Below are 22,787 nucleotides of genomic sequence, written 5' to 3' on the forward strand. Positions count from 1 at the left end.
TGGCGGACATGCGGCGCACACGCCATCGCCCCGTGAGTATAGCGACACCCGTTATGCATATGCATAGATACCCTCGTCGGGATTAGAGGCATGCGTCCACGGTACCGGTTCCTAGGGATAACCCGTCTACGGTAACGCCCGCCGGGCGCCGTCAAGACATTTATCCCGTCACGCCGATATGGCGAGCTTCCACGATCGACCGACCACACACCATGCGCAACCTTTCCCTGAATCAGAAACTCGCCTCGATGATCGTCATCCTCTGGCTCGGCCTGCTCGTGATCGCCGGGCTCGGCGCATGGCAGACACGCGCATCGATGATCACCGACCGCCGCGACCAGCTCGCGTCGCTGGTCGCGCAGGCCGCGAGCGTGACCGACCATTTCTACAAGCTGTCGCAGCAGAACGCGCTGCCGGAAGCCGAAGCGAAGCAGAAGGCGCTCGAGGCGATCGCCGCGATGCGCCACGGCGCGGACGGCTACATCTCGATCAACGACTCGAAGCCGGTGATCGTGATGCATCCGATCAAGTCCGAGCTCAACGGCAAGGACGTGTCGAATTTCACCGATCCGAACGGCAAGCACCTGTTCGTCGAGATCGTGAAGGCCGGCAACCTGGAAGGCGGCAAGGGCTTCGTCGAGTATCTGTGGCCGAAGCCGGGCGCCGACAAGCCGCAGGACAAAACCAGCGCGGTGCAGCGCTTCGCGCCGTGGGACTGGTATCTCGTGACCGGCATGTACATGAACGACGTCCGCTCGGCGGTGCTCGAAAGCGTCGGCCGCTGGCTCGCGATGACGGCCGTGCTCGGCGGGATCGCGACCGCCGTGATGGTGCTGGTGCTGAAAAGCGTGCGCGCGAACCTCGGCGGCGAACTGGAAGTGGCGCTCGACGCCGCGCAACGCATCGCGCAGGGCGACCTGACCGCGCGCGTGACCGTGAAGCAGGACGATCGCGGCAGCCTGCTGCATGCGCTGCACACGATGCAGGGCGGGTTGATCGACATGGTGTCGCGCGTGCGGATGGGCACCGAGAACATCAACGTCGGCGCGAGCGAGATCGCGTCCGGCAACACGGACCTGTCGCAGCGCACCGAGGAACAGGCAGCCGCGCTCGTACAGACCGCGTCGAGCATGGACCAAATGACCGCGAACGTGAAGCAGAACGCGGACAGCGCCGCGCAGGCCGCGTCGCTCGCCGGCCAGGCCGCGCAGGTGGCGACGCGCGGCAGTGCGGTGGTCGACGACGTCGTGCGCACGATGAACGAGATCACCGACCGCTCGCACAAGATCGGCGACATCATCGGCGTAATCGACGGGATCGCGTTCCAGACCAACATCCTCGCGCTGAACGCGGCGGTCGAGGCTGCGCGTGCCGGCGAACAGGGCCGCGGCTTCGCGGTGGTCGCGGCCGAGGTGCGCTCGCTCGCGCAACGCTCGGCGACGGCGGCGAAGGAGATCAAGTCGCTGATCGTGTCGTCGAACGAGACCGTCGAGCAAGGTGCTGCGCTCGTCACGCACGCGGGCGAGACGATGGCCGAGATCGTGCAGTCGGTGCGGCGCGTGAACGAGATCCTCGACGAGATCAGCCATGCGTCGCGCGAACAGAGCGCCGGGATCGAGCAGGTCAATCGCGCGGTGGGCGAGATGGACCAGGTGACGCAGCAGAACGCGGCGCTCGTTGAACAAGCCGCGGCCGCCGCGCATTCGCTGCGCGATCAGGCCGAGGCGTTGCGGGATGCGGTGACGCGGTTCGCGTTGCCGGCCTGACGGCGGCTGCCCGGCGCACGCGTGCTCACGCGGCGCGACCGGGCCGTGACGCGGTCAGGCCAGTGCCGAGCCCCAACCCCGCCGCCCGCTGGATCAGCTCGACGTCGTTGCTCACGCCGAGCTTCTTCATCGCACTGATCTTCTGCGCGCTGACCGTCTGCTTGCCCTTGCTCAGACGCTGCGCGATCGTCTTGATCGGCACCCCTGACAGATACAGGCGAATGACCTCGATCTCGCGCGCCGACAGCTTCACGGGCGCCTCGCCGCGCTCGCCGAATGCGTCGACCGCGCGCCTGACGAGCGGCGACAGGTAACGCCCGCCGCTGTAGCTCGAATGAATGGCCGTGACGATATGGCCGACCTCGTCGAACTTGCTGACGATGCTCACGCCGCCGATCGCGAGGATCGACCCGAAGATCAGCGGATTCTCGTTCGCGACCAGCGCGACGATCCCGACGTTCGGACGCGTGCGCCGCAGCCAGTCGAACAGCGCAAGGCCGTCCATCTGCTCGTCTGCCCGGATCGCATAGTCGACCAGCACGAGATCGCAATCGACGCCGCCGAGCGACGCGACCAGTTCGGCCATGCTCCGGTACACCGCGACGATCTCGATCGCACAGCCGCTGCCCGCGACCTGCTCGATGCCGGCCAGCGTCAACGGCCAGTCGTACGCGAAAACGACGCGAACATTGAATTTCCTCATGCGCAGTTCCAGTTGGTTCATCGGCCGCGCGACACGGGACGCGCACGGCCGGTTTGGCGTTGAAAGGACGTTCAGGCTATTTTTAGCCTGAACGTCGATTCTATGAAGCCGCGCGCAGGCGGGATATCGGACGGCATCGGGATCGGCCGCCGGGGACGTAATACGAGTTTGATATTTGCGCCGGTTCGAATGCCCGATACCGGGCGGCGGGTCGCCGCGGACATCGGTCGAATGGCCAGCGTGGCGGCCGATGCGGGCCAAGCGACCGGCCAGCAGGTAAAATCGACGCCTTTGCATCCCGCGCCGGGCCACCGGAGGCGCGCGACGCGCCGATGCCGGCCGCGCGCCACCGCCCGTTTGCCGGCTGCCCGTACCTCGCTTTCCCCATGACCGAATCCGACCTGCAACCCGACGACACCTCCATCCACGAAGACGGCCTCTGGCGCGACAACGGCTGGACGGCCCGCATCATCAAGAACGAAGACGACGACGGCTGGGCCGTCGAGATGATCAAGGACGGCGAGTCCGAGCCCGCGCTCGTCGGGCCGTGGACCATGGGCCGCGACAAGAAGAACCCGAAGCCGATGGACGCGAACGCGTTCCGCACGCTCGTGAAGACCGCGACCGAGGTGCTGATGCGGCACGAGCAGCAGCGGCGCGCGATGCTGCACAAGGAGGTGACGGTTCAGGGCGAGGACGACCAGGATGTGTCGGTGACGCTCGACATCGTGCCGGACGAATTCGAGCCGTACGCGCAGCTCAAGGCATTCGATCCGTATGGCGAGCTGCTGGCCGAAGCGAAAGTGTCGGCCGGGTTCAAGCTCAACAAGGCCAGCGCCGAGCGCTGGGTCGCATCGGGCTTCGAGCGGCCGGCCGCCTGATCGCGCGCGGCGCGCCGGGCCGCGCGCTCAGGCGCCGGCGCCCTGCCGTGCGCGCCGCAGCCGGCGCGCCGCCAGCTTGCGCCGCACGAGCTGTTCGAACTGCTGCGTCGCGACCGCCGGGTCGCGCGCGGCCAGCCCGAGCGCGTTGCGCACGAGCTGGATCGGCGTCAGCACGAGGCCCCACGGCACCCCCCACCAGCCGAACGCGGCCGAAGCCAGCAGCGCGACCGCCTGCTTCCTGCGGCCGCAACGCCGGCAGCACACATGGCGCCGCGTCGCCCAGCGCGTGACGAACAGCAGCGACACGACGCGATGCGACGCATGGACATCCACCGGCTGGTCGTCGCGCCCGCAGATCGGGCACGGCCCGTAACGCCAGTCGTGCACGTACTCCCAGACTTTCGCGTCGGGCACCCGTTCCGCCTCGACGACGATCGGATGCGCTTGCGCGCACGCCGGACGGCAATAGCGGCGGCCGTCGATCGACCGCCCGCCGACCAGGAACGTCCTGCCGCAGTGACTGCACTCTGCCACGGTAACCTCGGATAAGCGTGATGCGCCGCGTGCCGGCCGCGCGCAGCAGGGCTGCACCGGCGGTCCGGACGGGCCGTTTCCTGTCTTAACGGCCGACATCGCGCGGTCTTGAGCGGCGGTTTGCCGCAGCGCGTCAGCCGTGCAGCCCGTGCGAGGTCATCAGCCGGTACAGCGTCGCGCGCGAGATGCCCAGCTCGGCCGCCACGTCCGCATGCTGGTGGCGGTGGCGCATCAGCGTTTCCTCGATCGCGTGCCGCTCGGCCTGCCGGCGCGCTTCCGCGAGCGTCGGCGGCCGCCGCGACGTGTACGGGTGCAGTTCGAGATCCGCGGCCGAGATCATCGGGCCGTTCGTCATCACGACCGCGAACCGGATGCGGTTGATCAACTCGCGCACGTTGCCGGGCCATGGGTAGCTGTGGATCGCTTCGATCGCGCACGGCATGAAGCCGCGAATCCGGAGCGAACTGTCGCCGCGATAGCGCCGCAGCACGTGGTCGGCGAGCAGCATGATGTCGCGGCCGCGCACGCGCAGCGGCGGCTCGTCGATGCGCAGCACGCACAGGCGGTAGTACAGGTCGGCACGGAACCGCCCCGCCTGCATCGCGGCCTCGAGATCGACGTGGGTCGCCGACACGATCCGCACGTCCACCGGAATCGACGCGTGCCCGCCGAGCCGCTCGATCGTGCCTTCCTGCAGGAAGCGCAGCAGGCTCGCCTGGCTCTCGAACGGCATGTCGCCGATTTCGTCGAGAAACAGCGTGCCGCCGTGCGCAGCCTCGATCCGGCCGATCTTGCGCTGGTGCGCGCCCGTGAACGCGCCGCGCTCGTGGCCGAACAGTTCGGCCTGCAGCAGCGCCGGCGGAATGGCCGCGCAGTTCACGGCGACGAAGGGCGCGTCGGCGCGCAACGACTGCTGGTGGATCGCCGCCGCCGTCAGCTCCTTGCCGGTGCCGGATTCGCCGGCGACGAAGACGGTGGCGTCCGTGTTCGCGACCTTGCGGATCGTCGTGAACAGCCGGCGCATGGCGTCGCACGAGCCGATCATCGTGCCGCCGGGGGGCGCCGCATCGGCGTCCGGGCTGCCGTCCGCGAGCTTCAGCATCCCGTATGCATGGCCGACCAGATAGCCGATCGTGGTATAGGCGTTCGCATTGCGCACGTAGTCGAAGCAGCAGTGGCGAATCAGGCGCGCGATGGTGAGATCCCGCAGGCGCTCATGGTCGGCGAGCGCGACCCAGCCGACGCGCGGATCGCGCAGCAGCGTTTCGAACGACTTGACGTCGGGCGACGCGAAGCTGCCGAAATCGACGATGCCCGCATGCGGCCGGTTCACCCTGACGAGATTCAGTGCGTCCGCAACGGTTTTCGCGCGCCACACGTCCCAGCCGCGTGACGCGAGGCAGTCGACGAGCGCGGCATCGTGCTGCTGCGACAGGTAGACGAGTGGCCGCGGCGGTACGACATGGTTGCGCCGGACGGCAACGAACGGCGCCGGTCCCGCCGCGCGTTCGAGATCCTGCGGGCCCGACACCCTGATCTGGCAGCAATAGTTCACGATGGCCTCGTCGCTTGGATGGGTGGTCGAGACGGCCGTCGCCGGATCGCGCGGGGCGGGACATCGTGGTCCCGCGGCGCGGCGCCGGGCCGTCCTCGGATTGACGTTTCGTTATCGGCAGAACACGACGCGCTGCGTGTAGATCTGCGGCTCGACGACCGGCTTCGCGGAACGGTTGAGGTCGTCACGATAGGCGCGGTAGGTCTTGCCGTTTACCGTGACTTCCGTCGCAGGGGCCGTCTCGATCGAGCCGAGCCCGTTGCGCTGCCACCCGCTCACCCGCTCCGCCGCCGTCACGCTCGACTCGCCGGCGATCTTCTGCGTGATCGCGCTGCCGTCGCTCCATGGCTGCGTCTGCATGTCCTCGGCGTGCTGCATCGCGCCGACCGTCTTGCCGGTCGATGTCGGCCCCTTCTGCGCTTCGAACGGCGCGCCACGGCCGTACACCGGCGATTGCCACGACGGGGCGTGACCTTCCTCCGGCATCATGTAGATCATCTGCGGATCGCCGATCATCATCATCGGCGCGCATGCCGTGTTGTCGGCGCGACCGAGCGTCGACAGCGCCTGCTGAACGCTCACGGCGTTCGCGGCGGTCTGCTCGCCCAGGATCACGAAGACCGCCGGGTTCTGAAATACCGACTGCGCCGCGGCTTGTGCGCTGTACAACAACAGAGCGACCAAAAAGATCCTCATGATTGAGGCCTCCTTGCATCCTCGTCAGGCAAAAAGAGGTGTTGACCTCGGGGATGGGATCAACACCCGTCAAACAGGCAACGACCGTCGGGCATCGGGGTCGAACGTCTCCCGTGTGGCCGGTGTTCCGGTCACACGGGAAACCGACCCGCGTGCTTACGACGACGTGCTCGTCGAGATGACCGCCGGAGCCGGCACGACCGGTGCAGCCGGGGCCGCCTGCTGGTCGACCGAAGCCGGCGGCAATGCTTGCGCCGGATCGGACAACGCGGGCATGTCGGCGGGCTGCGCAGCCGCTGCTTCCGGCACCTTCGCGTCGGCGGTCGGCATGTCGGCAGGCGCCGCGGCTACGGCAGGCTGCGCGGCTTCCGGTGCGGGCGCTGCCGCGGCGACCGGCGCCGGCTCGGCGGCCTTCGCATCGGCTGCCGGGGCGGGCATCGCGGCTTCAGCCGTGGGCGCCGCGACGACGGCAGCCGCCGGCGTCGTGTCCGCAGCCGGCGCGGCAGCGGCCTGCGCTGCGTTGTCGGTCGCGACCGGCATCGGCTCCGGCGCCTTGTCGGCGACGGGCTGCACGGGCTCGGGGGCCTTGTCGGCGACTGCCGGTGCGGGTTCCGGTGCCTTGTCGGCCACCACCGGTGCGGGTTCCGGTGCCTTGTCGGCGACCGGCTGCACGGGCTCGGGTGCCTTCGTGTCGGCGACCGGTGTGGCAGGCGCTTGCGATGCCTTGTCCGCGACTGCCGGTGCGGCGATCACGGCGGCAGCCGGCACGGCAGCCATCGCAGCCGCCGGGACGACCGACGCTGCGGGCGCGGCAGCCACCGCAGGTGCTGCGGCTACGGCCGGCGCCGCAGCTGCGACGGCCGGTGCGGCTGCAACGGCAGGCGCTGCCACTGCCGGCGCGGCAGCCGGTACTGCAGCAGCCGGCGCAGCAGCCGCGACAGCCGGTACTACAGCAGCCGGCGCAGCGGCAACCGGCGCCATCGACGGCACGGGCACGGGTACCGGCACCGACACGGGTGCTGCCTGCACGAAAGACGTCGCCACCGGGCGGGGCTGCGCCGGTGCCGGCGCGGCAGCGCCGAGCGGCGGCAAGCCCATGCGGTCGCGCACGATCGGATCGCGATACTTCACGTCGTCGGCGACCGTCGCTTCCACGCTCGGCGCCACGTTCGAACGGGCGAGCGGCGCGGTCGTGCCGGGGCACAGGTGCCCGGTCGCCTCCACCGCACGCCGGTTCGCGTCGCTCTGGCAGAGCAGCGCGAGCGCCACGTCGGTCAGGCCCATCGCACGGAATTCACGCGCATCGAGACGTCGCACGCAAGCCTGGTCGACCAGCGTCGTGCCGCCCGTCGCGCCGAACCCCGGGAACGACACGCCGACGCTCACCGAGCCCATGCAGGTATCGGACAGCGTGGTCGTGAGGCCCGGCGCCTGGATCGAGGGGTTCGTCTTGATCGTCTGCGTCCCGGAGTAATTGACGTTTTCCGACGACTGGGTGTTGTACGGGTTGGTGCCGGGCGCGCCGGACGACTGCAGCGAATTGGTGCTCTGCGGCGTGATGCCCGAGCCGCCGCTCGTGCTGGACGGCATCGTCACGTTCAGATTCACGGTCGAATTGCCGCTGCCGCGCACCCCGCTGGAGCTGGTGGCATTGCCGCCGCGCGAGCTCGTGGTGTTCGTGTTCATGCTCGAGCCACCGCCCTGGCTAATCGCCGTCGAGCCGCTCGACGACTGCGCGCTCGACGTCGAGTCGGCGGTTTGTGCCTGGGCACCGATCGTGGTCATCGCGAACATCGCCGCACATGCCACCTTGATCCTGTTGCTGTTCATTTCACTCTCCGGACGAGGTTTGACCTCCCACCCAGGCAACCGTACTAGTTCCCCTGATTCCCTTCAGCTTTGCCTGCTTCCCCGAACTGCTTCCAGCCGTTGCCCAGCTGGGACCATGAGCCTGCCGACATGCCCTGCCACTGCTGGGCGTCTGGTCCGCCGATGGCACTGCCCGAAGAAAGCGTTTGTTGTTCTGACGGTTTGGTTGTCTGGTCAGGGTTGTTTGACGTCTGCAAATTCGATTGCACACCATCGGCAGCACGGTCAGCGCCATACGCCGTCAGAGACGCGAGCATCAGAGCGGCGGCAATCAGGTTCTGCTTCATGCCAACTCCTTACGTGACAACAATGCGGAAAAGAGACCAGCGTCGCAGGGAAACTGGTCCCCCCCACCCCTGACTAATGACTGCTCCCGGTTGCGCTCGAGTCGCCCTGGCTTCCGCCCGATGCGGACGGCGAACCGGCCGGACCGGTACTCCACACGGTCGACGAGTTGTAGTGATTCGAGCCCGCGATCGCGCCCGACCCGCCACTGCCCGTCAGCCCCACGGCACCCGCATTGGCATTGCCGTTGTCGTTCGCGCCCGTAGCCGTGTAGTGGTTCGCGCCGAGTACGATCGTGGCGGTCACCCCTCCCGACAGCGCATTCGCGTTCTCGTTCGTTTTGCTGTTGCCAGCGAACGATCCGGCGGCACCGATACCGCCGCCTGCCGCGAACGCGCCTCCGTTCGTCCCCGACCCGCTGGCTGTCGAAGTCGAGTTGTGAAACGCGGACGCCGTGCCGGCGGAACCGGCGGGTGTCACGGTACTGCCTGCATTCGCGCCGGCCGTCGAAGTCGAATTGCTGGTATAGCTACCGGAGCCGACCAGCACCGAACCGGAAACACCCGCCGCAACGGATTGCGTCTGGTTGGTCGTGGACGATCCGGCTGCCAACGCAGCGGACGAAATGACGGTGAGCGCTGTCGCTAAAAAGACTTTGGCTTTCATAGCAATTCCTTGCTGTGAGTGTGTTCGGCGGTGGCGGAGCCGGGTCAACCCCCATCGAGCGGAACCCGGCATCCGTACCGCCAGCCAATGACGAACGCTACGCGTCGCGGCTTAGTGGTGATACGTCCAGCCGATCGAGCCGGCGTTCGCGCCGCTGGTGCCGCCTGCTTGTGCGCCACCGAAGCCGAAGCCGCCAACCGACGACGATTGGGTGTGGTTCGTGTACGAGACCGAACCGCTGCCCGGGCCGCCGGCCAGTGCACCGGCTGCACCGAGTGCCGAACCGGAATCGGTCGCGGAGAAATGACCGAACCCTGCAACGCCAGCCATCGTCGAACCGCCGCTCGACGAATTGCTGCTCGACACCGTGCCGCTGCCGGCGAACGCTGCACCCGAAACCGCCAGAACTGCTGCTGCAATCAGAAGCTTCTTCATGGTCGACTCCAAAACGGCGTGGACGGAGTGAATCAGGAAGATCGCACGCCATCAACCTTCCTGACTTGAGCAATCCTCGAAATTAAGGATCACTATCTAATCAATAAAATCCAGTTTCCTTTTAAATCACGTTTTTTGCGATTTTGGCCAGACGAAGCTTAGCTTCGAGATTTTTGGTTATCCAAATTTTTTTGGTAGGTGTTTTCTATTATTTTTATGAACATTGGCCTTGCATCGAAAACACCATTGCTTGACAGACCGGAACGATACGCACTTCTTTCCGGCTTGCGATATTCGATACCCCGCCGGACGGCATGCCATAAATCGACATCCCATTTCCGGAATCGAAAATTCGCGAATACATTAACCACCGCAAATTGCAGCGCCGCTTGAAATACACCTTTTACGCGAGCGACAAACGACTGCCTTGCAGCCAGGTGGCGTGTCTTCTCCCTGAGCTATCGAAGAAGCGTCTTCCGGATAATCCGGCCGACAGGCGTTCGATCTAATCCGGCCGGCGCCGGCATGGGCCAGGCGCGATCGAAGCGGCCCTGCATGGCCGAGGACGAATCGGCATCACGCTGTCCGGCACGAACAGCCTGATCCATCCGGGTGAACTGAATGAGAGCGAGTACCGCTGTCGCCCGACTGCCGTGCGGCGCGACAACCGCGCCAGCACGCGGAGCGCGCGGCGGGCAAGAAACCGGGACAGCACGACTCGCGAAGCTGGCACAGCGTCGCGAGCGTCACCCCGGCCTTTCCGACTCCCCCACTGATGCGCAAAGTACGCGCCGATCAAGCTACTGCTTATGGTCTTCATCGCCGTTTCCCCGACTGCTTATTGACGAGTTGGCCGCCCCACCGCTTTGTTACTTCGTTTCAGCCGCCCGCCGGTGCGTCCAATACCGCAAGCAGCGTGCCACGCGATATTCCACCGCAGATTGCGCACGGCAAACGGCCGCCACGGCGGCTCGCAGCGCCGGGAACGACATTTTTTGTTTCAGGAATGTATCGCAATGACAGTCTGACACCCGCTCCGATCATTGAGCGCCGCGACGCAATCGCCGGATTAGACGGACGAATCCGGCCCGCAGGCCCGCACCGGGCGACCAGATGAACGAGTGTTTCAAACTTGAGAACCGGGCTGCCGCGCAAGGCAGGCGGCGCGGGCATTTCCGCCTGCAAACCGGGGGGTGCGGCAGGTGCGCCCCCCTCCCGTGCCATCACAAACGAGAATCGATTCGCCCGATACCGGGCACCGAAAGCCCGACACAGCAGCCTCCGGCGCGTCTTCGACGTGCGTTTCCCCTGATGACCGAAACGGATTTGATTCATCCGTGAAAATACCGACAGGATCACGTGCCGCCCGAGGGCCGAAATCGACCGTAAAAAAGAAAACTTTCGTGGTGGCGTAATAATTAAAAAAATTGAAAACTCACACCCCGTCACGCCGCACATCATTTTTTCACTTTCATTCGCCCCGCCTTTCACGCACCGAATCACCCGATTCGCGGCACATTCAGGAAACGTTTTTAATCCGTTATCCACGCATTTCTCATTGATGAAACATTCAAACCCAACGCCTTTTTGACGACGCCATTCCCGCAAAAGCCTGATTTATCGTGCGTTTCGTCGTATCGAATCGCATCGATCCGGCAATTTCCCCGCTCGCTTTTCTGTCCCCACGATACATGCATGAAACAGAAGCGCGCACAGCGGGCGGCAATCGCGCCGCCGGCCCCGTGCGCATCGCGACGGCATCGTTCATGGCATGCCGATTGCCTGATCTCCGGCTCTCACCGAGCGGCACGCCGAGGCACAAGATCACGAACGGCGGCCTGCTCGTCCATCAGCGAATCGGGGAAAAGGCGATGAAGATCACCACCGATCGATCGACGTGCGCGTCGTTCAAGCTTCAACGGGGTAGTCAACGAAACCGGAGCGCCTGTCGCGGCGCTTCGTCGACCTCGGCCCATGCGAACCGGCGCTTGCCGAAGCGCTACCCGTGCGGCGGGATGGAACGCGTGCGCACCGCCGTCGAGCAAATCGACGTGTGGTTTCTCGAGCTGCTCGACGAAGGAGAAAGCCATGAATGACAGGGTCGCGCTCGAGACGCGCGCCGGTCAGCGCGTCCTGGTGACGGGCGGCGCCGGCTTTCTCGGCAGCTACGTATGCGAGCGCCTGGTCATGGAAGGCGCGTCAGTCACGTGCATCGACAGCCTGCTGACGGGGCGCAAGCTCAACGTCGCCGACCTGAAGGCGTCCGGCCGCTTCGAATTCGTGAAGGGCGACGTGTCGCTCGGCCTGCCGCAACTGCAGGTGGACGAGATCTGGAATCTCGCGTGCGCGGCATCGCCGCCCACCTACCAGATCGATCCCGTCCATACGATGATGACCAACGTGCTCGGCATGAACCACTGCCTCATGCTCGCGCGCAAGACGGGCGCACGCGTGTTCCAGGCGTCGACCAGCGAGATCTACGGCGACCCGGACGTGCATCCGCAGACGGAAACCTATCGCGGCAACGTGAACACGATCGGCCCGCGCGCGTGCTACGACGAAGGCAAGCGCGCGGCCGAGGCGCTGTGCTACGACTACTACCGCACGCACGGCGTCGACGTGCGTGTCGCGCGCATCTTCAACACCTACGGCCCGCGGATGTCGCCGCGCGACGGCCGCGTCGTGTCGAACTTCATCGTCGGCGCGCTCAACGGCGCACCGCTCGAGATCTACGGCGACGGCCGGCAGACGCGCTCGTTCTGCTTCGCCAGCGACCTGATCGACGGCTTCTTCTGCCTGATGAGCGCCGAGCGCAACGTCGGCACGCCGGTCAACATCGGCAACCCCGGCGAATTCACGATGATCGAGCTCGCGGAGAAAGTGCTCGCGATGACGGGCTCGACATCGGAGATCGTGTTCCGGCCGCTGCCGATCGACGATCCGCACCAGCGCAAGCCCGACATCTCGGTGGCCTCGGCCGAGCTCGGCTGGCGGCCGGGCATCGATCTCGACGAAGGGCTGCGCCGGACCGTCGACTATTTCAGCCGTGAACTGTGGCTCGAGCCGGTGCTGCGCGTGACCGGGGCCACGGCATGAAAGTGCTCGTGACAGGCGGAGCGGGCTACATCGGCAGCCATACCTGCAAGGCGCTCGCGGCGGCGGGACACGAACCGGTCGCCTATGACAACCTGTCGACCGGCCATCGCGACGCGGTTCGCTGGGGGCCGCTCGTCGCGGCCGACCTTCTCGACCGCGACGCGCTGTCGAAGGCGTTCACCACGCATCGGCCCGACGTCGTGATCCATTTCGCCGCGCTCGCGTACGTCGGCGATTCGGTGCTCGCGCCCGACCGCTATTACACGGTCAACGTCACCGGCACCTGCACGCTGCTGAGCGCGATGCGCGCGGCCGGCGTCGGCAAGATCGTGATGTCGTCGTCGTGCGCGACGTACGGCGTTCCGGACGTGCTGCCGATCTCGGAGCGCACGCCGCAGCAGCCGATCAATCCGTATGGCTTCACGAAGTACGCGATGGAACGGATGGCCGCCGATTTCGAGCGCGCGTACGGGCTGAAGTGGGTCGCGCTGCGCTACTTCAACGCGGCCGGCGCGGACCCTGACGGCGAGATCGGCGAATGCCACGAACCGGAAACGCACGCGCTGCCGCTCGCGATCCGCGCGGCACTCGGCACCGGCCCTGCATTCCAGGTGATGGGCACCGACTACCCGACCCCCGACGGCTCGGCGATTCGCGACTACGTGCATGTGAGCGACCTCGCCGACGCGCACCTGAAAGCAACCGCCTATCTGTGCGGCGGCGGCCACAGCGTCGCACTGAATCTCGGCACCGGCAAAGGAACGTCGGTGCTCGACGCACTGCGCGCCGTCGAAGCCGTGACGGGCCGGCGCGTGCCGACGGTCACGGCCGCGCGCCGCCCGGGCGACCCGCCCGAGTTGTACGCCGACGCCACGAAAGCCGCGCTCGTGCTCGGCTGGCGGCCACGTTTCACCGCGATCGAACCGATGGTCGAACACGCCGCGGCGTGGTTTCAGAAGGCACTGCAATTCGAATCCGGCAATTGAGCAAGTTTCCTTGAACGCCACGCAGGGGAATCACCATGAAGGTACGGATCGCCATCGTCGGCACGGGCTACGTCGGGCTGGTCAGCGGCGCGTGCTTTGCGGATCTCGGGCATGACGTCGTCTGCATCGACAACAATCGCGGCAAGATCGACGCGCTGAACGACGGCTGCATGCCGATCTACGAACCGGGCCTCGACGCCGTCGTCGCCCGCAACGTCGAACGCGGCACGCTGCGCTTCAGCAGCGACCTCGCGGCGAGCGTGCGCGATCGCGACGCGGTATTCATCGCGGTCGGCACGCCGACGCTGCCGGGCACCGACCAGGCGGACCTGCGGTACGTCGAGGCGGCCGCGCGCGAGATCGCGTCGAACCTGACCGGCTTCGCGGTCGTCGTCACGAAGTCGACGGTGCCGGTCGGCACCAACCGGATCGTCAAGCAGATCGTCGAACGCTGCGCGCCGGACGGCATCGACGCGGCGATCGCATCGAATCCGGAATTCCTGCGCGAAGGCTCGGCGATCGACGATTTCATGCACCCGGACCGCGTCGTGTTCGGCGCCGAGCATCCGCGTGCGATCGAGATCATGAAGGCCATCTATGCGCCGCTGGAAGCGATGGGCCATCTCGTGCTCGCGACCGAGATCGAAACGGCCGAACTCGTGAAGTACGCGGCGAATGCGTTCCTCGCGGTGAAGATCAGCTACATCAACGAGATCTCGGACCTGTGCGAAGCCGTCGGCGCCGACGTCGAACTGGTCGCGAACGGGATGGGCCTCGACCGCCGCATCGGCGCATCGTTCCTGAAGGCCGGCCCCGGCTGGGGCGGCTCGTGCTTCCCGAAGGACACGCGCGCGCTGAAGGCGACGGCTTCCGAGCATGCGGTGCCGCTGCGCATCGTCAGCGCGGCGATCGAATCGAACGCGCTGCGCAAGGAGCAGATCCTGCGCCGCATCGAGAAAGCCTGCGGCGGCTCGATCAAGGACAAGCGCATCGCGGTGCTCGGCCTCACGTTCAAAGGCCAGACCGACGACGTGCGCGAAAGCCCGAGCATCGACGTGATCCAGCTGCTCGTCGGCGCGGGCGCGCATATCCGCGCGTACGACCCGGCGCGTCCGCACGAAGCGTCGCGGCTGCTGCCGCAGGTCTTCATGGAGGGCTCCGCGATCGACGCGGTGCGCAGCGCGGACGCCGTCGTCGTGATGACCGAATGGAAAGCGTTCGAGGCACTCGATCTCGCCGACCTCGCGGATCACATGGCCGATCCCGTGATGCTCGACATGCGCAACCTGTTCAGCGAACGGCTCGCCGTCGACAGCGGCTTTCGCCGCTACGAGCGCGTGGGCCGCGCGTGCGGCGAACGCACGCCGGCCGACCCGGCACCGGAACAACCGCCTGCCAGCGAGGACACCCGGCTGCCACGCGGCCTGCTTCAAGACTGATGATCTGACCTTGACGGGAGAGCACCATGAAGAAGCTGGTTGCGTCGCTGGCGGGCGGCCCTGCGCCGGATACCGCCGACACCCCCTCCTCCGAAGCAGATCGCGCCGCTCCGATGAACGCGGACGTTCCGCTCGTCGTCCCGTTGATGGACAGTGGGACCCGTATCGTCTTCCACCTCCTCGCGCTGGGCTGGTTCGTCGCGTTGGGCATCTTCTGGCGCTGGTGGTTGCGCGACGAGCACTACGTCGACGCCTTCCGCTTCGGCGTCAACTGCTTCGTGCTGTTCTGGACCACCTTCATTCCCGGCTACTTCATCTTCATCATCCGCTCGGCGGTCGTGCCGAACCCCGCGCTGTCGGTGCCGCGCGACTGGCGCGTCGCGATGGTCGTCACCAAGGCGCCGTCCGAGCCGTTCGACATCGTCCGCACGACGCTGCTTGCGATGCTCGACCAGACCTACCCGCACGATACGTGGCTCGCCGATGAGGACCCGTCGCCCGAGACGCTCGACTGGTGCCGCGAGCACGGCGTGTTCGTGTCGACGCGGCGCGGCGTCGCCGCGTACCACCGGACGAGCTGGCCGCGCCGGACCCAGTGCAAGGAAGGCAATCTCGCGTACTTCTACGACATGGTGGGCTACGACCACTACGATTTCGTGTCGCAGCTCGATGCCGATCACGTGCCGACCCGCACCTATCTCGAGGAGATGCTGCGGCCGTTCGTCGATCCGGCAGTCGGCTACGTGTCGGCGCCGAGCATCTGCGACAGCAATGCGGCCATGAGCTGGAGCGCACGCGGGCGCGTGAACGTCGAGGGGCCGCTGCACGGCACGATGCAGGCCGGCTATGCGGGCGGCCTCGCGCCGCTGTGCATCGGCTCGCACTATGCGGTGCGCTGCCGCGCGCTGCGCGAGATCGGCGGGCTCGGGCCCGAGCTCGCCGAGGATCACTCGACCACGATGATCTTCAATTCAAAGGGCTGGCGCGGCATGCATGCGCTGAACGCGATCGCCAACGGCGAAGGGCCGCGCACGTTCGGCGACCTGGCCACGCAGGAATTCCAGTGGTCCAAGAGCGTGATGATCATCATGCTGCGCTACACGCGCCGCTATTTCATGGGGCTGCCGCTGAAACTGAAGGCGCAGTTCCTGTTCTGCCAGCTGTGGTATCCGCTGTGCGCGCTCGCGATGGCCGGCGGCGTCGTGATTCCGGTCGTCGCGCTGCTCACGGGCCGCGTGTGGGCGCACGTCGACTACCTCACGTACCTCACCTACGCGCTGCCGCTGGCCGTGCTGCTGCTGTGCGTCGTGACCTGGGCCACGCATTCGACCCAGTCGTGCCGCCCGCTGAATACGAAACTGCTGTCGTGGGAAGGGCTGTCGTTCGTGTTCGCACGCTGGCCGTGGGTCGTGCTCGGCTGCGTGTCGGCGGTGCTCGACTGCGTGCGCGGCAAGGAATTTCCGTTCAAGGTCACGCCGAAGGGCGGCGCGATCGAACAGGACGCGCCGCTGCGCGTGGTCGCCCCGTATCTGCTGATCTCGCTGTTCTGCAGCCTGCCCGTCGTCACGGTCGAGGATCCGCGCAACGCCGCCGGTTTCTACCTGTTCTCGACGCTGACGAGCATCCTGTATCTGGTGATCGCGGCCGTCGTCGCGGTGAATCACGGCCGGGAGCAAGGGCTCGCGTGGTCGGCGTTCAGGCAGATGTTCTTCAGCCGCCTGCCGGTGCGCAACGCGCTGTTCGTGTTCGCGCTCGCGATACTGCTGTCGGGCATCGGGCTGCGCGCGCCGAAAGGCTGGCAGGCGATGATGTGGCGCTCGGGATTGCCGGCCGTGGTCGCGCCCGTGCCGGGCGAACCGGTGAAGCAGCCCGAACTCGGCGCCTACGATCCCGACAACACGCTCGCGGGCGACCGGAATCTCGCGTTCGACCATGTGTTCGTGTCGTGGAACGCGCCCGACATCCGCGCGGAAATCGACGATGCGTACCGAAACGCGCAGGCGCGCAACCGCTCGCTGATGCTGACCGTCGAGCCCTGGGCGGCCGGCGACACGCGGCAAGGCGCGCTGCTCGACGATATCGCGCACGGGCGCTACGACGCGCGGATCGCGGCCACCTGCTCGGCGCTGGCCGCGTTGAAGCACCCCGTGTTCGTGCGCTGGGGCCACGAGATGGAGGCCGACACCGGGCGCTATCCGTGGGCCATCGGCGATGCATCGGCTTACGTGCAGGCGTACCGGCGGGTCGTGACCGCCTGCCGCGCGATGACCGACCAGATCCGCTTCGTGTGGTCGCCGGCCGGCAACCGGAACCTCGACGACTATTTCCCGGGCCGCGGCTATGTGGACGACATCGGCCTGTCCGTGTTCGACTGCCCGCGCTGCGCGATCTGGCCGGCCAGCGGCCATGCGTCCGCCGCGAGCGTCCTGCGGACCAAGTACGAGCGGGTGGCCGACTACGGGCTGCCGGTGATGGTCACGGAGCTCGGCGTCGATGGGTCGAATGCGCGCAAGCGCGAGGCACTCGACGAATTCCAGCGGTCGCTGTGGCGCTATCCGCTGCTGAAGGCCGTTGTGTATTTCAACGCGGTCGATACGCCCGGCGCGTGGCCCGCGCATTACGTGCCGGACTGGCGGATCGCGCCGGCCTTCCTGCAGACGACGGTGGTCGCCAGGTGACCGGTGCGCCGGCTTTCAGCGATCGGCCGTCAGCCGAGCAGTTCCTTCCTGCGCAACTGCACGACGTCGCGCATCGGCGGCGCGCCGAACAGCCGGCTGTATTCGCGGCTGAACTGCGACGCGCTTTCGTAGCCGACGACCGCGGCCACCGACCCGACGTCGCCGCCCTGCCGCAGCAGCAGCCGTCGCGCCTCGTGCAACCGTAACTGCTTCTGGTACTGCAGCGGGCTCAGCGTCGTCACGTGCTTGAAATGATGGTGCAGCGACGACACGCTCATGTTGACCGCCTGCGCGAGCGACTCGACGCGCATCGGCTCCGCGAAGTGATCGCGGATCCATTCGATCGCGCGGGCGATCCGGTGCGTCTGGCTGCCCGCGATCGCCATGTGCCGCAGCCGCGTGCCCTGCCCGCTCGTCATCAGCCGGTACAGCAGTTCCTTTTCGATCAGTGGCGCGACGACCGCAATGTCGGCCGGCGTATCGAGCAGCCGCATCAGCCGCAGCGCGGCATCGAGCAGCGGCGGCGTCAGCTCGGCGAGCGCGATCCCCTCGCCTTCGGGGCCCGCATCGGGTTCGGGCAGCCGCATCTCGGCCGCGAGCTCGACGATGCGCTGCGGATCGAGCGTCAGCGACAGGCACAGGTACGGCGCGTCCGGTGACGCGGACGTCACGCGCGACAGGATCGGCAAGTCGATGGAGGTAATCAGGCAATTCTGCGCGTCGTACTCGTAAGCCTGGCCGGCCACGATCACGCGCTTCGAGCCCTGCGCGGCGATCACGAGCGCAGCCCGCGACACGCCGCAGCCGAGATCGACCGGCCGCGTGTGCCGGTGCAGCATCAAACCCGGCACGGCCGTTGAATGCGAGCCGTCCGCGGGCGCGAAGCGGCTGATCAGCGTCGCCAGCTCGCGCTGCCCGGATGCGCGCGACGCCACGATATCGGTCATGTCCATGACGCTTCCTCGATCAATTTCCTCATGTCGCGGGAGCATAGCGAAACCGCCCGCCGCCTGCCGGGGATTTGCAGGATTGTTCAATAAATTTGCAGGATTGGGTAGACGCAAAAACCGGCCGCTCGCGCAAACTCAGGGCCTGCTCACGCTCATAGCGGGCTTGCGAACGTGCGTTGCCGGTCGTAGTGCAAGGAGTGAGGAGCGCCGTTTGGCCGAGCCAAACAAGCGACGATCGACGCCGCAATACGGCCGGCAACGCACGTTCCCCTGTTTTGGATAAATTCATTCGTGGGGCTGGCCCCCAGAAGGGCCGATCGCGGCGTCATGCTCCTTGCGAATACGTCGAGTATTCGCTGCGTCGCTTTCCTTGCGCTCGGCCCTTCTGGGGGCCAGCGCAAGCCCGCTATGAGCGTGAGCAGACCCTGTAACCGGGCGCATGCCGGGTTTTCCCCACGGAGACAATCACAATGCCTACCTCCTTTGTCCTGAACGGCAAGAACGTCACGCTCGACGCCGATCCGTCGATGCCCGTCCTCTGGGCGATTCGCGAACACGCGGGACTGACCGGCACGAAGTTCGGCTGCGGCATGGCGCAGTGCGGCGCGTGCACCGTGCATCTCGAAGGCCAGGCCGTCCGCTCGTGCGTGCTGCCGCTCGCCGGCATCGCGGGCAAGCACGTCACGACGATCGAAGGCCTGCAGAGCAAGCCCGCGCAGGCCGTGCAGGCCGCCTGGGTCAAGCTGCAGGTGCCGCAGTGCGGCTACTGCCAGTCCGGCCAGATCATGTCGGCCACCGCGCTGCTCGAACAGAACCCGAAGCCGACCGACGCGGACATCGACGCCGCGATGAACGGCAACCTGTGCCGCTGTGCGACCTACGCCCGCATCCGGGCGGCGATCCACGACGCGGCCGCGACGCTGGGAGCCTGACCATGACGATCGAACTCGACAACACTGGGTCGGTGCGTCCGTCGCGCCGCACGTTCCTGAAGGCCGCGGGCGCCGTGGCCGCCGTCAGCCTGACCATCGGCTTCGACTTCAGCGGCTTCGGCCGCCGCGCGCTCGCCGCGACCGCGCCCGCCGCCGGTTTCGCGCCGAATGCATTCCTGCGCATCACGCCCGACGGCACCGTCACCGTCATCGCGAAGCACGTCGAAATGGGCCAGGGCGCGTATACGGGCATCGCGACGATCGTCGCCGAGGAGCTCGACGCCGACTGGTCGCACGTGCGCGTCGAAAGCGCGCCCGCCGATGCGAAACGCTACGCGAACCTCGCGTTCGGCACGATGCAGGGGACGGGCGGCAGCTCGGCCATGTCGAACTCGTGGCAGCAACTGCGCGAAGCCGGCGGCAAGGCCCGCGCGATGCTGGTATCGGCCGCGGCGGCCCGCTGGAAGGTGCCCGCGAGCGAGCTGACGACGGCCAATGGCGTCGTCACGCATGCGAAGAGCGGCAAGACGGCCGCGTACGGCACGCTCGTCGCCGATGCGGCGAAGCTGCCGGTGCCGGACAAGGTCACGCTGAAGCAGCCGGCCGATTTCAAGCTGATCGGTCACCCCATTCCGCGCGTCGACGCGTCAGCCAAATCGAACGGCACCGCGCATTTCACGCTCGACACGACCGTCCCCGGCATGCGCGTCGCGCTGCTGCAGCGCCCGCCCCGCTTCGGCGCGAAGGTGAAGTCGTTTGACGCGACGGCGGCCAAGGCCGTGCCGGGCGTCGTGTCGGTCGTGCAGGTGCCGGGCGGCGTCGCCGTCGTCGGCACCGGCTTCTGGGCCGCGAAACAGGGCCGCGACGCGCTGAAGATCGAATGGGACGAAACGAACGCCGAAAAGCGCGGCTCGGACGAGATCATGCGCGAATACCGGCAGCTCGCCGACAAGCCGGGCACGTCGGCACGCAAGGACGGCGATGCCGACGCGGCGATCACGGGTGCCGCGCGCAAGATCAGCGCGACGTACGAATTCCCGTATCTCGCGCACGCGCCGATGGAGCCGCTCGACGCGGTCGTCAAGCTGACGGCGAACAGCTGCGAGATCTGGGCCGGCGACCAGTTCCAGACCGTCGACCAGGCCAACGCGGCCCGGACGGCCGGCCTGAAGCCCGAGCAGGTGCAGATCCACACGCTGTACGCGGGCGGCAGCTTCGGCCGGCGCGCGAACGCGTGGTCGGACTACGTGGTCGAGGCCGTGTCGATCGCCAAGGCGCTCGGCGCGGACGGCAAACCCGTCAAGCTGCAGTGGACGCGCGAGGACGACATCCAGGGCGGCTTCTACCGGCCGATGTACTTCCACAAGCTCGACGCGGGGCTGACCGCGGACGGCAAGCTGGTCGGCTGGCGCCACCGGATCGTCGGCCAGTCGATCCTCGCCGGCACGCCGTTCGAGGCGTTCATGGTGAAGAACGGCGTCGACGCCACCTCGGTCGAGGGCGCGGCGAACCTGCCGTACGCGGTGCCGAACGTGTCGGTCGAACTCACCACCACCAAGGTCGGCCTGCCCGTGCTGTGGTGGCGCGTGGTCGGCAGCTCGCACACGGCGTACGCGGTCGAGGCGTTCATCGACGAAGCCGCGCACACGGCGGCCAAGGATCCGTACGCGTTCCGCCGCGACCTGCTCGCGAAGGAGCCACGCATGCGCGCAGTGCTGGACCTGGCCGCGCAGAAGGCCGGCTGGGACCCGGCCAAGCCGCTGCCGAAGGGCCGCGGGCGCGGGATCGCGGTCGCCGAAGCGTTCAAGAGCTATGTCGCGCAGGTGGCCGAGGTGTCGGTCGACGCGGACGGCAAGGTGAAGGTCGAGCGCGTGGTGTGCGCGATCGATTGCGGGATCGCGATCAATCCCGACATCGTCGCCGCGCAGATGGAGGGCGGCATCGGCTTCGGGCTCGGCGCGGCGATGCACAGCGCGATCACGCTGAAGGACGGCCAGGTCGAGCAGCGCAACTTCGACGGTTACCACGTGCTGCGGATGGCCGAGATGCCGAAGGTCGAAGTGCATATCGTGCCGTCGGCCGAAGCCCCGACCGGGGTCGGCGAGCCGGGCGTCGCGCCGATCGGGCCGGCGGTCGCGAACGCGATCTTCGCGGCGACGGGCAAGCGGCATTACGTGCTGCCGTTCGATTCGGCGGATAGCGCGAAGGCTTGAGGATGGGCCGGAACGCCGGCCGCGGGGCGCAGACGTCTCGCGGCCGGCGTTTTTTATTCAGGAGGCTGACAATGTAGGGTTCGATGTCGGCAAAAAACACCCGTAACACATTGATTCGCATGAAAAATCCATCGACCCATGTAGGGTTCGATGTCGGGTTCGCCATTCGGCCGCGGCGACACTCCCCCGCCTCGCCCCACACGTTACGTCGGACGTAACGCCCGTAACGTCGCCCGCCGATGCTACGTAACAATCCTTCACGGTTGTCCCGCCCCCTTTTCTCTGCGCCCCGCGCCTTCCGTTAAAAATTCTTTTAAATTCAAGGCTGCCGGGCCGCCTGCACGGGCGCCGCCCCCTGTCGATCCCCGACGATCCGCTCCCTGGCCCGGAAGTTGCAGCACAGGACCCGCAAACACTCCTTTATGGACATGCGAGGGCCACCATGGATTGCAAATACCTGTACATCGACAACATAAAAATCAACTTCGTGCGCCGCACGATCGAAATCGACAACAAGATCATTGATGTCACGCCGCGTGAATTCGACGTCGTCGAATTCCTGCTCGACAACATGAACAAGGTCGTGCCGCGGCAAGCAATCCAGGAAGCCGTGTGGGGCCGTGAACTCGGCGTGTCGTCGCGCACGCTCGACACCCATATCTCGCGTATTCGCTCGAAGCTGCAGCTCGATCACGACAAGAACCTGCGGATCATTCCGATCTATGCGGTCGGCTATCGTCTCGTGCTGTTCGGTGCGGCGATGACGCACGTCGAGCGCCACGAAGCCGCGCCGATCCTGCGCGTGGCGCCGCCGCAGGCCGTGATGGCCGCCGACTACGCCTGACGCTTCCCCCGCGCCGCCCGCACGCGGCGCGCCGGCCACGCTCCCTCCACCGCGCTGCGGCGATCCGCAGCGCCTCGCGGCCCGCCCGTCGGGCGCGGCCTGCACGCCGCCCGGCCCGCCAGCCAGTCGCGACCCGACCGCCGCCTCCGGGCGGCGGTCGCTTTTGCGCGCCGGCAGCCGAACGTCCTCGCGCGTCACGCTTCGTCGCGCCCGCTGCGTCCATCGCCGCCCATGCCACCGTCCATGCCCGTGACGACGG

The 22,787-nt window shown here is 67.0% G+C and carries 20 protein-coding genes; 10 read left to right on the forward strand and 10 right to left on the reverse strand.

Features of this window, described 5'->3' with window-relative positions; genetic code table 11:
* The first annotated feature begins 212 nt into the window (after positions 1–212).
* Complete coding sequence (locus CFB39_RS27850; RefSeq protein ID WP_089475248.1) at positions 213–1,766, forward strand: methyl-accepting chemotaxis protein; 1,554 nt, start codon at positions 213–215, stop codon at positions 1,764–1,766.
* 25 nt (positions 1,767–1,791) lie between these two features.
* On the opposite strand, the gene CFB39_RS27855 is transcribed toward CFB39_RS27850, so the two are convergent.
* The gene (locus CFB39_RS27855; RefSeq protein WP_089475249.1) at positions 1,792–2,469 is read right to left on the reverse strand and encodes a response regulator transcription factor; all 678 of its coding nucleotides are present in this window, start codon (positions 2,467–2,469) and stop codon (positions 1,792–1,794) included.
* A gap of 386 nt (positions 2,470–2,855) precedes the next feature.
* Here CFB39_RS27855 and CFB39_RS27865 point away from each other — a divergent pair, with 386 nt between their 5' ends.
* Positions 2,856–3,350, forward strand: coding sequence for a hypothetical protein (locus tag CFB39_RS27865; protein ID WP_069252109.1), 495 nt, complete (start codon positions 2,856–2,858; stop codon positions 3,348–3,350).
* 27 nt (positions 3,351–3,377) lie between these two features.
* Here the strand turns inward: CFB39_RS27865 and CFB39_RS27870 are convergent, their stop codons facing one another.
* The 8 genes from CFB39_RS27870 to CFB39_RS39695 all read right to left on the reverse strand — a co-directional run bounded on the left by CFB39_RS27870 (position 3,378) and on the right by CFB39_RS39695 (position 10,998).
* Complete coding sequence (locus CFB39_RS27870; protein WP_089427064.1) at positions 3,378–3,884, reverse strand: hypothetical protein; 507 nt, start codon at positions 3,882–3,884, stop codon at positions 3,378–3,380.
* 133 nt (positions 3,885–4,017) lie between these two features.
* Entirely contained in the window at positions 4,018–5,439 is a 1,422-nt protein-coding gene (locus tag CFB39_RS27875) for a sigma-54 dependent transcriptional regulator (protein WP_089475250.1), read from the reverse strand.
* Between the two features lie 111 nt (positions 5,440–5,550).
* Positions 5,551–6,135 (reverse strand): hypothetical protein, encoded by a 585-nt coding sequence (locus CFB39_RS27880; RefSeq protein WP_089475251.1) that lies wholly within the window; start codon positions 6,133–6,135, stop codon positions 5,551–5,553.
* A 156-nt stretch (positions 6,136–6,291) separates the two neighbouring features.
* Entirely contained in the window at positions 6,292–7,965 is a 1,674-nt protein-coding gene (locus tag CFB39_RS27885) for a chemotaxis protein CheA (RefSeq protein ID WP_089475252.1), read from the reverse strand.
* 44 nt (positions 7,966–8,009) lie between these two features.
* A complete protein-coding gene (locus CFB39_RS27890) occupies positions 8,010–8,291 on the reverse strand; it encodes a hypothetical protein (protein WP_089475253.1) in 282 nt (93 codons plus the stop codon).
* A gap of 73 nt (positions 8,292–8,364) precedes the next feature.
* Complete coding sequence (locus CFB39_RS27895) at positions 8,365–8,955, reverse strand: hypothetical protein (protein WP_089427059.1); 591 nt, start codon at positions 8,953–8,955, stop codon at positions 8,365–8,367.
* 111 nt (positions 8,956–9,066) lie between these two features.
* Entirely contained in the window at positions 9,067–9,390 is a 324-nt protein-coding gene (locus tag CFB39_RS27900; RefSeq protein ID WP_089427058.1) for a hypothetical protein, read from the reverse strand.
* An 879-nt stretch (positions 9,391–10,269) separates the two neighbouring features.
* Complete coding sequence (locus CFB39_RS39695) at positions 10,270–10,998, reverse strand: hypothetical protein (RefSeq protein WP_179257738.1); 729 nt, start codon at positions 10,996–10,998, stop codon at positions 10,270–10,272.
* A gap of 14 nt (positions 10,999–11,012) precedes the next feature.
* On the opposite strand from CFB39_RS39695, the gene CFB39_RS27915 reads away from it, so the two are divergent.
* From CFB39_RS27915 to CFB39_RS27935, 5 genes are read left to right on the forward strand one after another with little or no spacing between them, the layout of a single operon-like run.
* On the forward strand, positions 11,013–11,486 hold the full coding sequence (locus CFB39_RS27915) for a hypothetical protein (protein WP_256991466.1): 474 nt from the start codon (positions 11,013–11,015) through the stop codon (positions 11,484–11,486).
* Entirely contained in the window at positions 11,479–12,486 is a 1,008-nt protein-coding gene (locus CFB39_RS27920; protein ID WP_089427055.1) for a UDP-glucuronic acid decarboxylase family protein, read from the forward strand. The genes CFB39_RS27915 and CFB39_RS27920 overlap by 8 nt, the downstream gene beginning before the upstream one ends.
* Positions 12,483–13,472 (forward strand): UDP-glucose 4-epimerase GalE, encoded by a 990-nt coding sequence (gene galE, locus CFB39_RS27925; RefSeq protein ID WP_089475255.1) that lies wholly within the window; start codon positions 12,483–12,485, stop codon positions 13,470–13,472. The genes CFB39_RS27920 and galE overlap by 4 nt, the downstream gene beginning before the upstream one ends.
* Before the next feature lie 35 nt (positions 13,473–13,507).
* Positions 13,508–14,911: a UDP-glucose/GDP-mannose dehydrogenase family protein gene (locus tag CFB39_RS27930; protein ID WP_144030328.1), complete on the forward strand. Its 1,404-nt coding sequence runs from the start codon at positions 13,508–13,510 to the stop codon at positions 14,909–14,911.
* Between the two features lie 26 nt (positions 14,912–14,937).
* A complete protein-coding gene (locus CFB39_RS27935) occupies positions 14,938–17,589 on the forward strand; it encodes a glycosyltransferase (RefSeq protein ID WP_089475256.1) in 2,652 nt (883 codons plus the stop codon).
* 29 nt (positions 17,590–17,618) lie between these two features.
* Here the strand turns inward: CFB39_RS27935 and CFB39_RS27940 are convergent, their stop codons facing one another.
* Entirely contained in the window at positions 17,619–18,542 is a 924-nt protein-coding gene (locus CFB39_RS27940; protein WP_089475257.1) for an AraC family transcriptional regulator, read from the reverse strand.
* Positions 18,543–19,009: 467 nt separating this feature from the next.
* On the opposite strand from CFB39_RS27940, the gene CFB39_RS27945 reads away from it, so the two are divergent.
* The 3 genes from CFB39_RS27945 to CFB39_RS27955 all read left to right on the forward strand — a co-directional run bounded on the left by CFB39_RS27945 (position 19,010) and on the right by CFB39_RS27955 (position 22,528).
* Positions 19,010–19,471, forward strand: coding sequence for a (2Fe-2S)-binding protein (locus CFB39_RS27945; RefSeq protein ID WP_006480868.1), 462 nt, complete (start codon positions 19,010–19,012; stop codon positions 19,469–19,471).
* 2 nt (positions 19,472–19,473) lie between these two features.
* The gene (locus CFB39_RS27950; RefSeq protein ID WP_089475258.1) at positions 19,474–21,684 is read left to right on the forward strand and encodes a xanthine dehydrogenase family protein molybdopterin-binding subunit; all 2,211 of its coding nucleotides are present in this window, start codon (positions 19,474–19,476) and stop codon (positions 21,682–21,684) included.
* A 442-nt stretch (positions 21,685–22,126) separates the two neighbouring features.
* Positions 22,127–22,528 (forward strand): winged helix-turn-helix domain-containing protein, encoded by a 402-nt coding sequence (locus CFB39_RS27955; protein WP_089475259.1) that lies wholly within the window; start codon positions 22,127–22,129, stop codon positions 22,526–22,528.
* Positions 22,529–22,787 lie beyond the last annotated feature (259 nt).

It is taken from the genome of Burkholderia sp. AU6039, assembly GCF_002223365.1.
Classification (GTDB): Bacteria; Pseudomonadota; Gammaproteobacteria; order Burkholderiales; family Burkholderiaceae; genus Burkholderia.

Bases quoted from the DNA above. Each gene is read 5' to 3' on its own strand.
- CFB39_RS27850 (WP_089475248.1), top strand. From the start codon at position 213: ATGCGCAACCTTTCCCTGAATCAGAAACTCGCCTCGATGATCGTCATC.
- CFB39_RS27855 (WP_089475249.1), bottom strand. From the start codon at position 2,469: ATGAGGAAATTCAATGTTCGCGTCGTTTTCGCGTACGACTGGCCGTTG.
- CFB39_RS27865 (WP_069252109.1), top strand. From the start codon at position 2,856: ATGACCGAATCCGACCTGCAACCCGACGACACCTCCATCCACGAAGAC.
- CFB39_RS27880 (WP_089475251.1), bottom strand. From the start codon at position 6,135: ATGAGGATCTTTTTGGTCGCTCTGTTGTTGTACAGCGCACAAGCCGCG.
- CFB39_RS27885 (WP_089475252.1), bottom strand. From the start codon at position 7,965: ATGAACAGCAACAGGATCAAGGTGGCATGTGCGGCGATGTTCGCGATG.
- CFB39_RS27890 (WP_089475253.1), bottom strand. From the start codon at position 8,291: ATGAAGCAGAACCTGATTGCCGCCGCTCTGATGCTCGCGTCTCTGACG.
- CFB39_RS27895 (WP_089427059.1), bottom strand. From the start codon at position 8,955: ATGAAAGCCAAAGTCTTTTTAGCGACAGCGCTCACCGTCATTTCGTCC.
- CFB39_RS27900 (WP_089427058.1), bottom strand. From the start codon at position 9,390: ATGAAGAAGCTTCTGATTGCAGCAGCAGTTCTGGCGGTTTCGGGTGCA.
- CFB39_RS27920 (WP_089427055.1), top strand. From the start codon at position 11,479: ATGAATGACAGGGTCGCGCTCGAGACGCGCGCCGGTCAGCGCGTCCTG.
- galE (WP_089475255.1), top strand. From the start codon at position 12,483: ATGAAAGTGCTCGTGACAGGCGGAGCGGGCTACATCGGCAGCCATACC.
- CFB39_RS27930 (WP_144030328.1), top strand. From the start codon at position 13,508: ATGAAGGTACGGATCGCCATCGTCGGCACGGGCTACGTCGGGCTGGTC.
- CFB39_RS27935 (WP_089475256.1), top strand. From the start codon at position 14,938: ATGAAGAAGCTGGTTGCGTCGCTGGCGGGCGGCCCTGCGCCGGATACC.
- CFB39_RS27940 (WP_089475257.1), bottom strand. From the start codon at position 18,542: ATGGACATGACCGATATCGTGGCGTCGCGCGCATCCGGGCAGCGCGAG.
- CFB39_RS27945 (WP_006480868.1), top strand. From the start codon at position 19,010: ATGCCTACCTCCTTTGTCCTGAACGGCAAGAACGTCACGCTCGACGCC.
- CFB39_RS27950 (WP_089475258.1), top strand. From the start codon at position 19,474: ATGACGATCGAACTCGACAACACTGGGTCGGTGCGTCCGTCGCGCCGC.
- CFB39_RS27955 (WP_089475259.1), top strand. From the start codon at position 22,127: ATGGATTGCAAATACCTGTACATCGACAACATAAAAATCAACTTCGTG.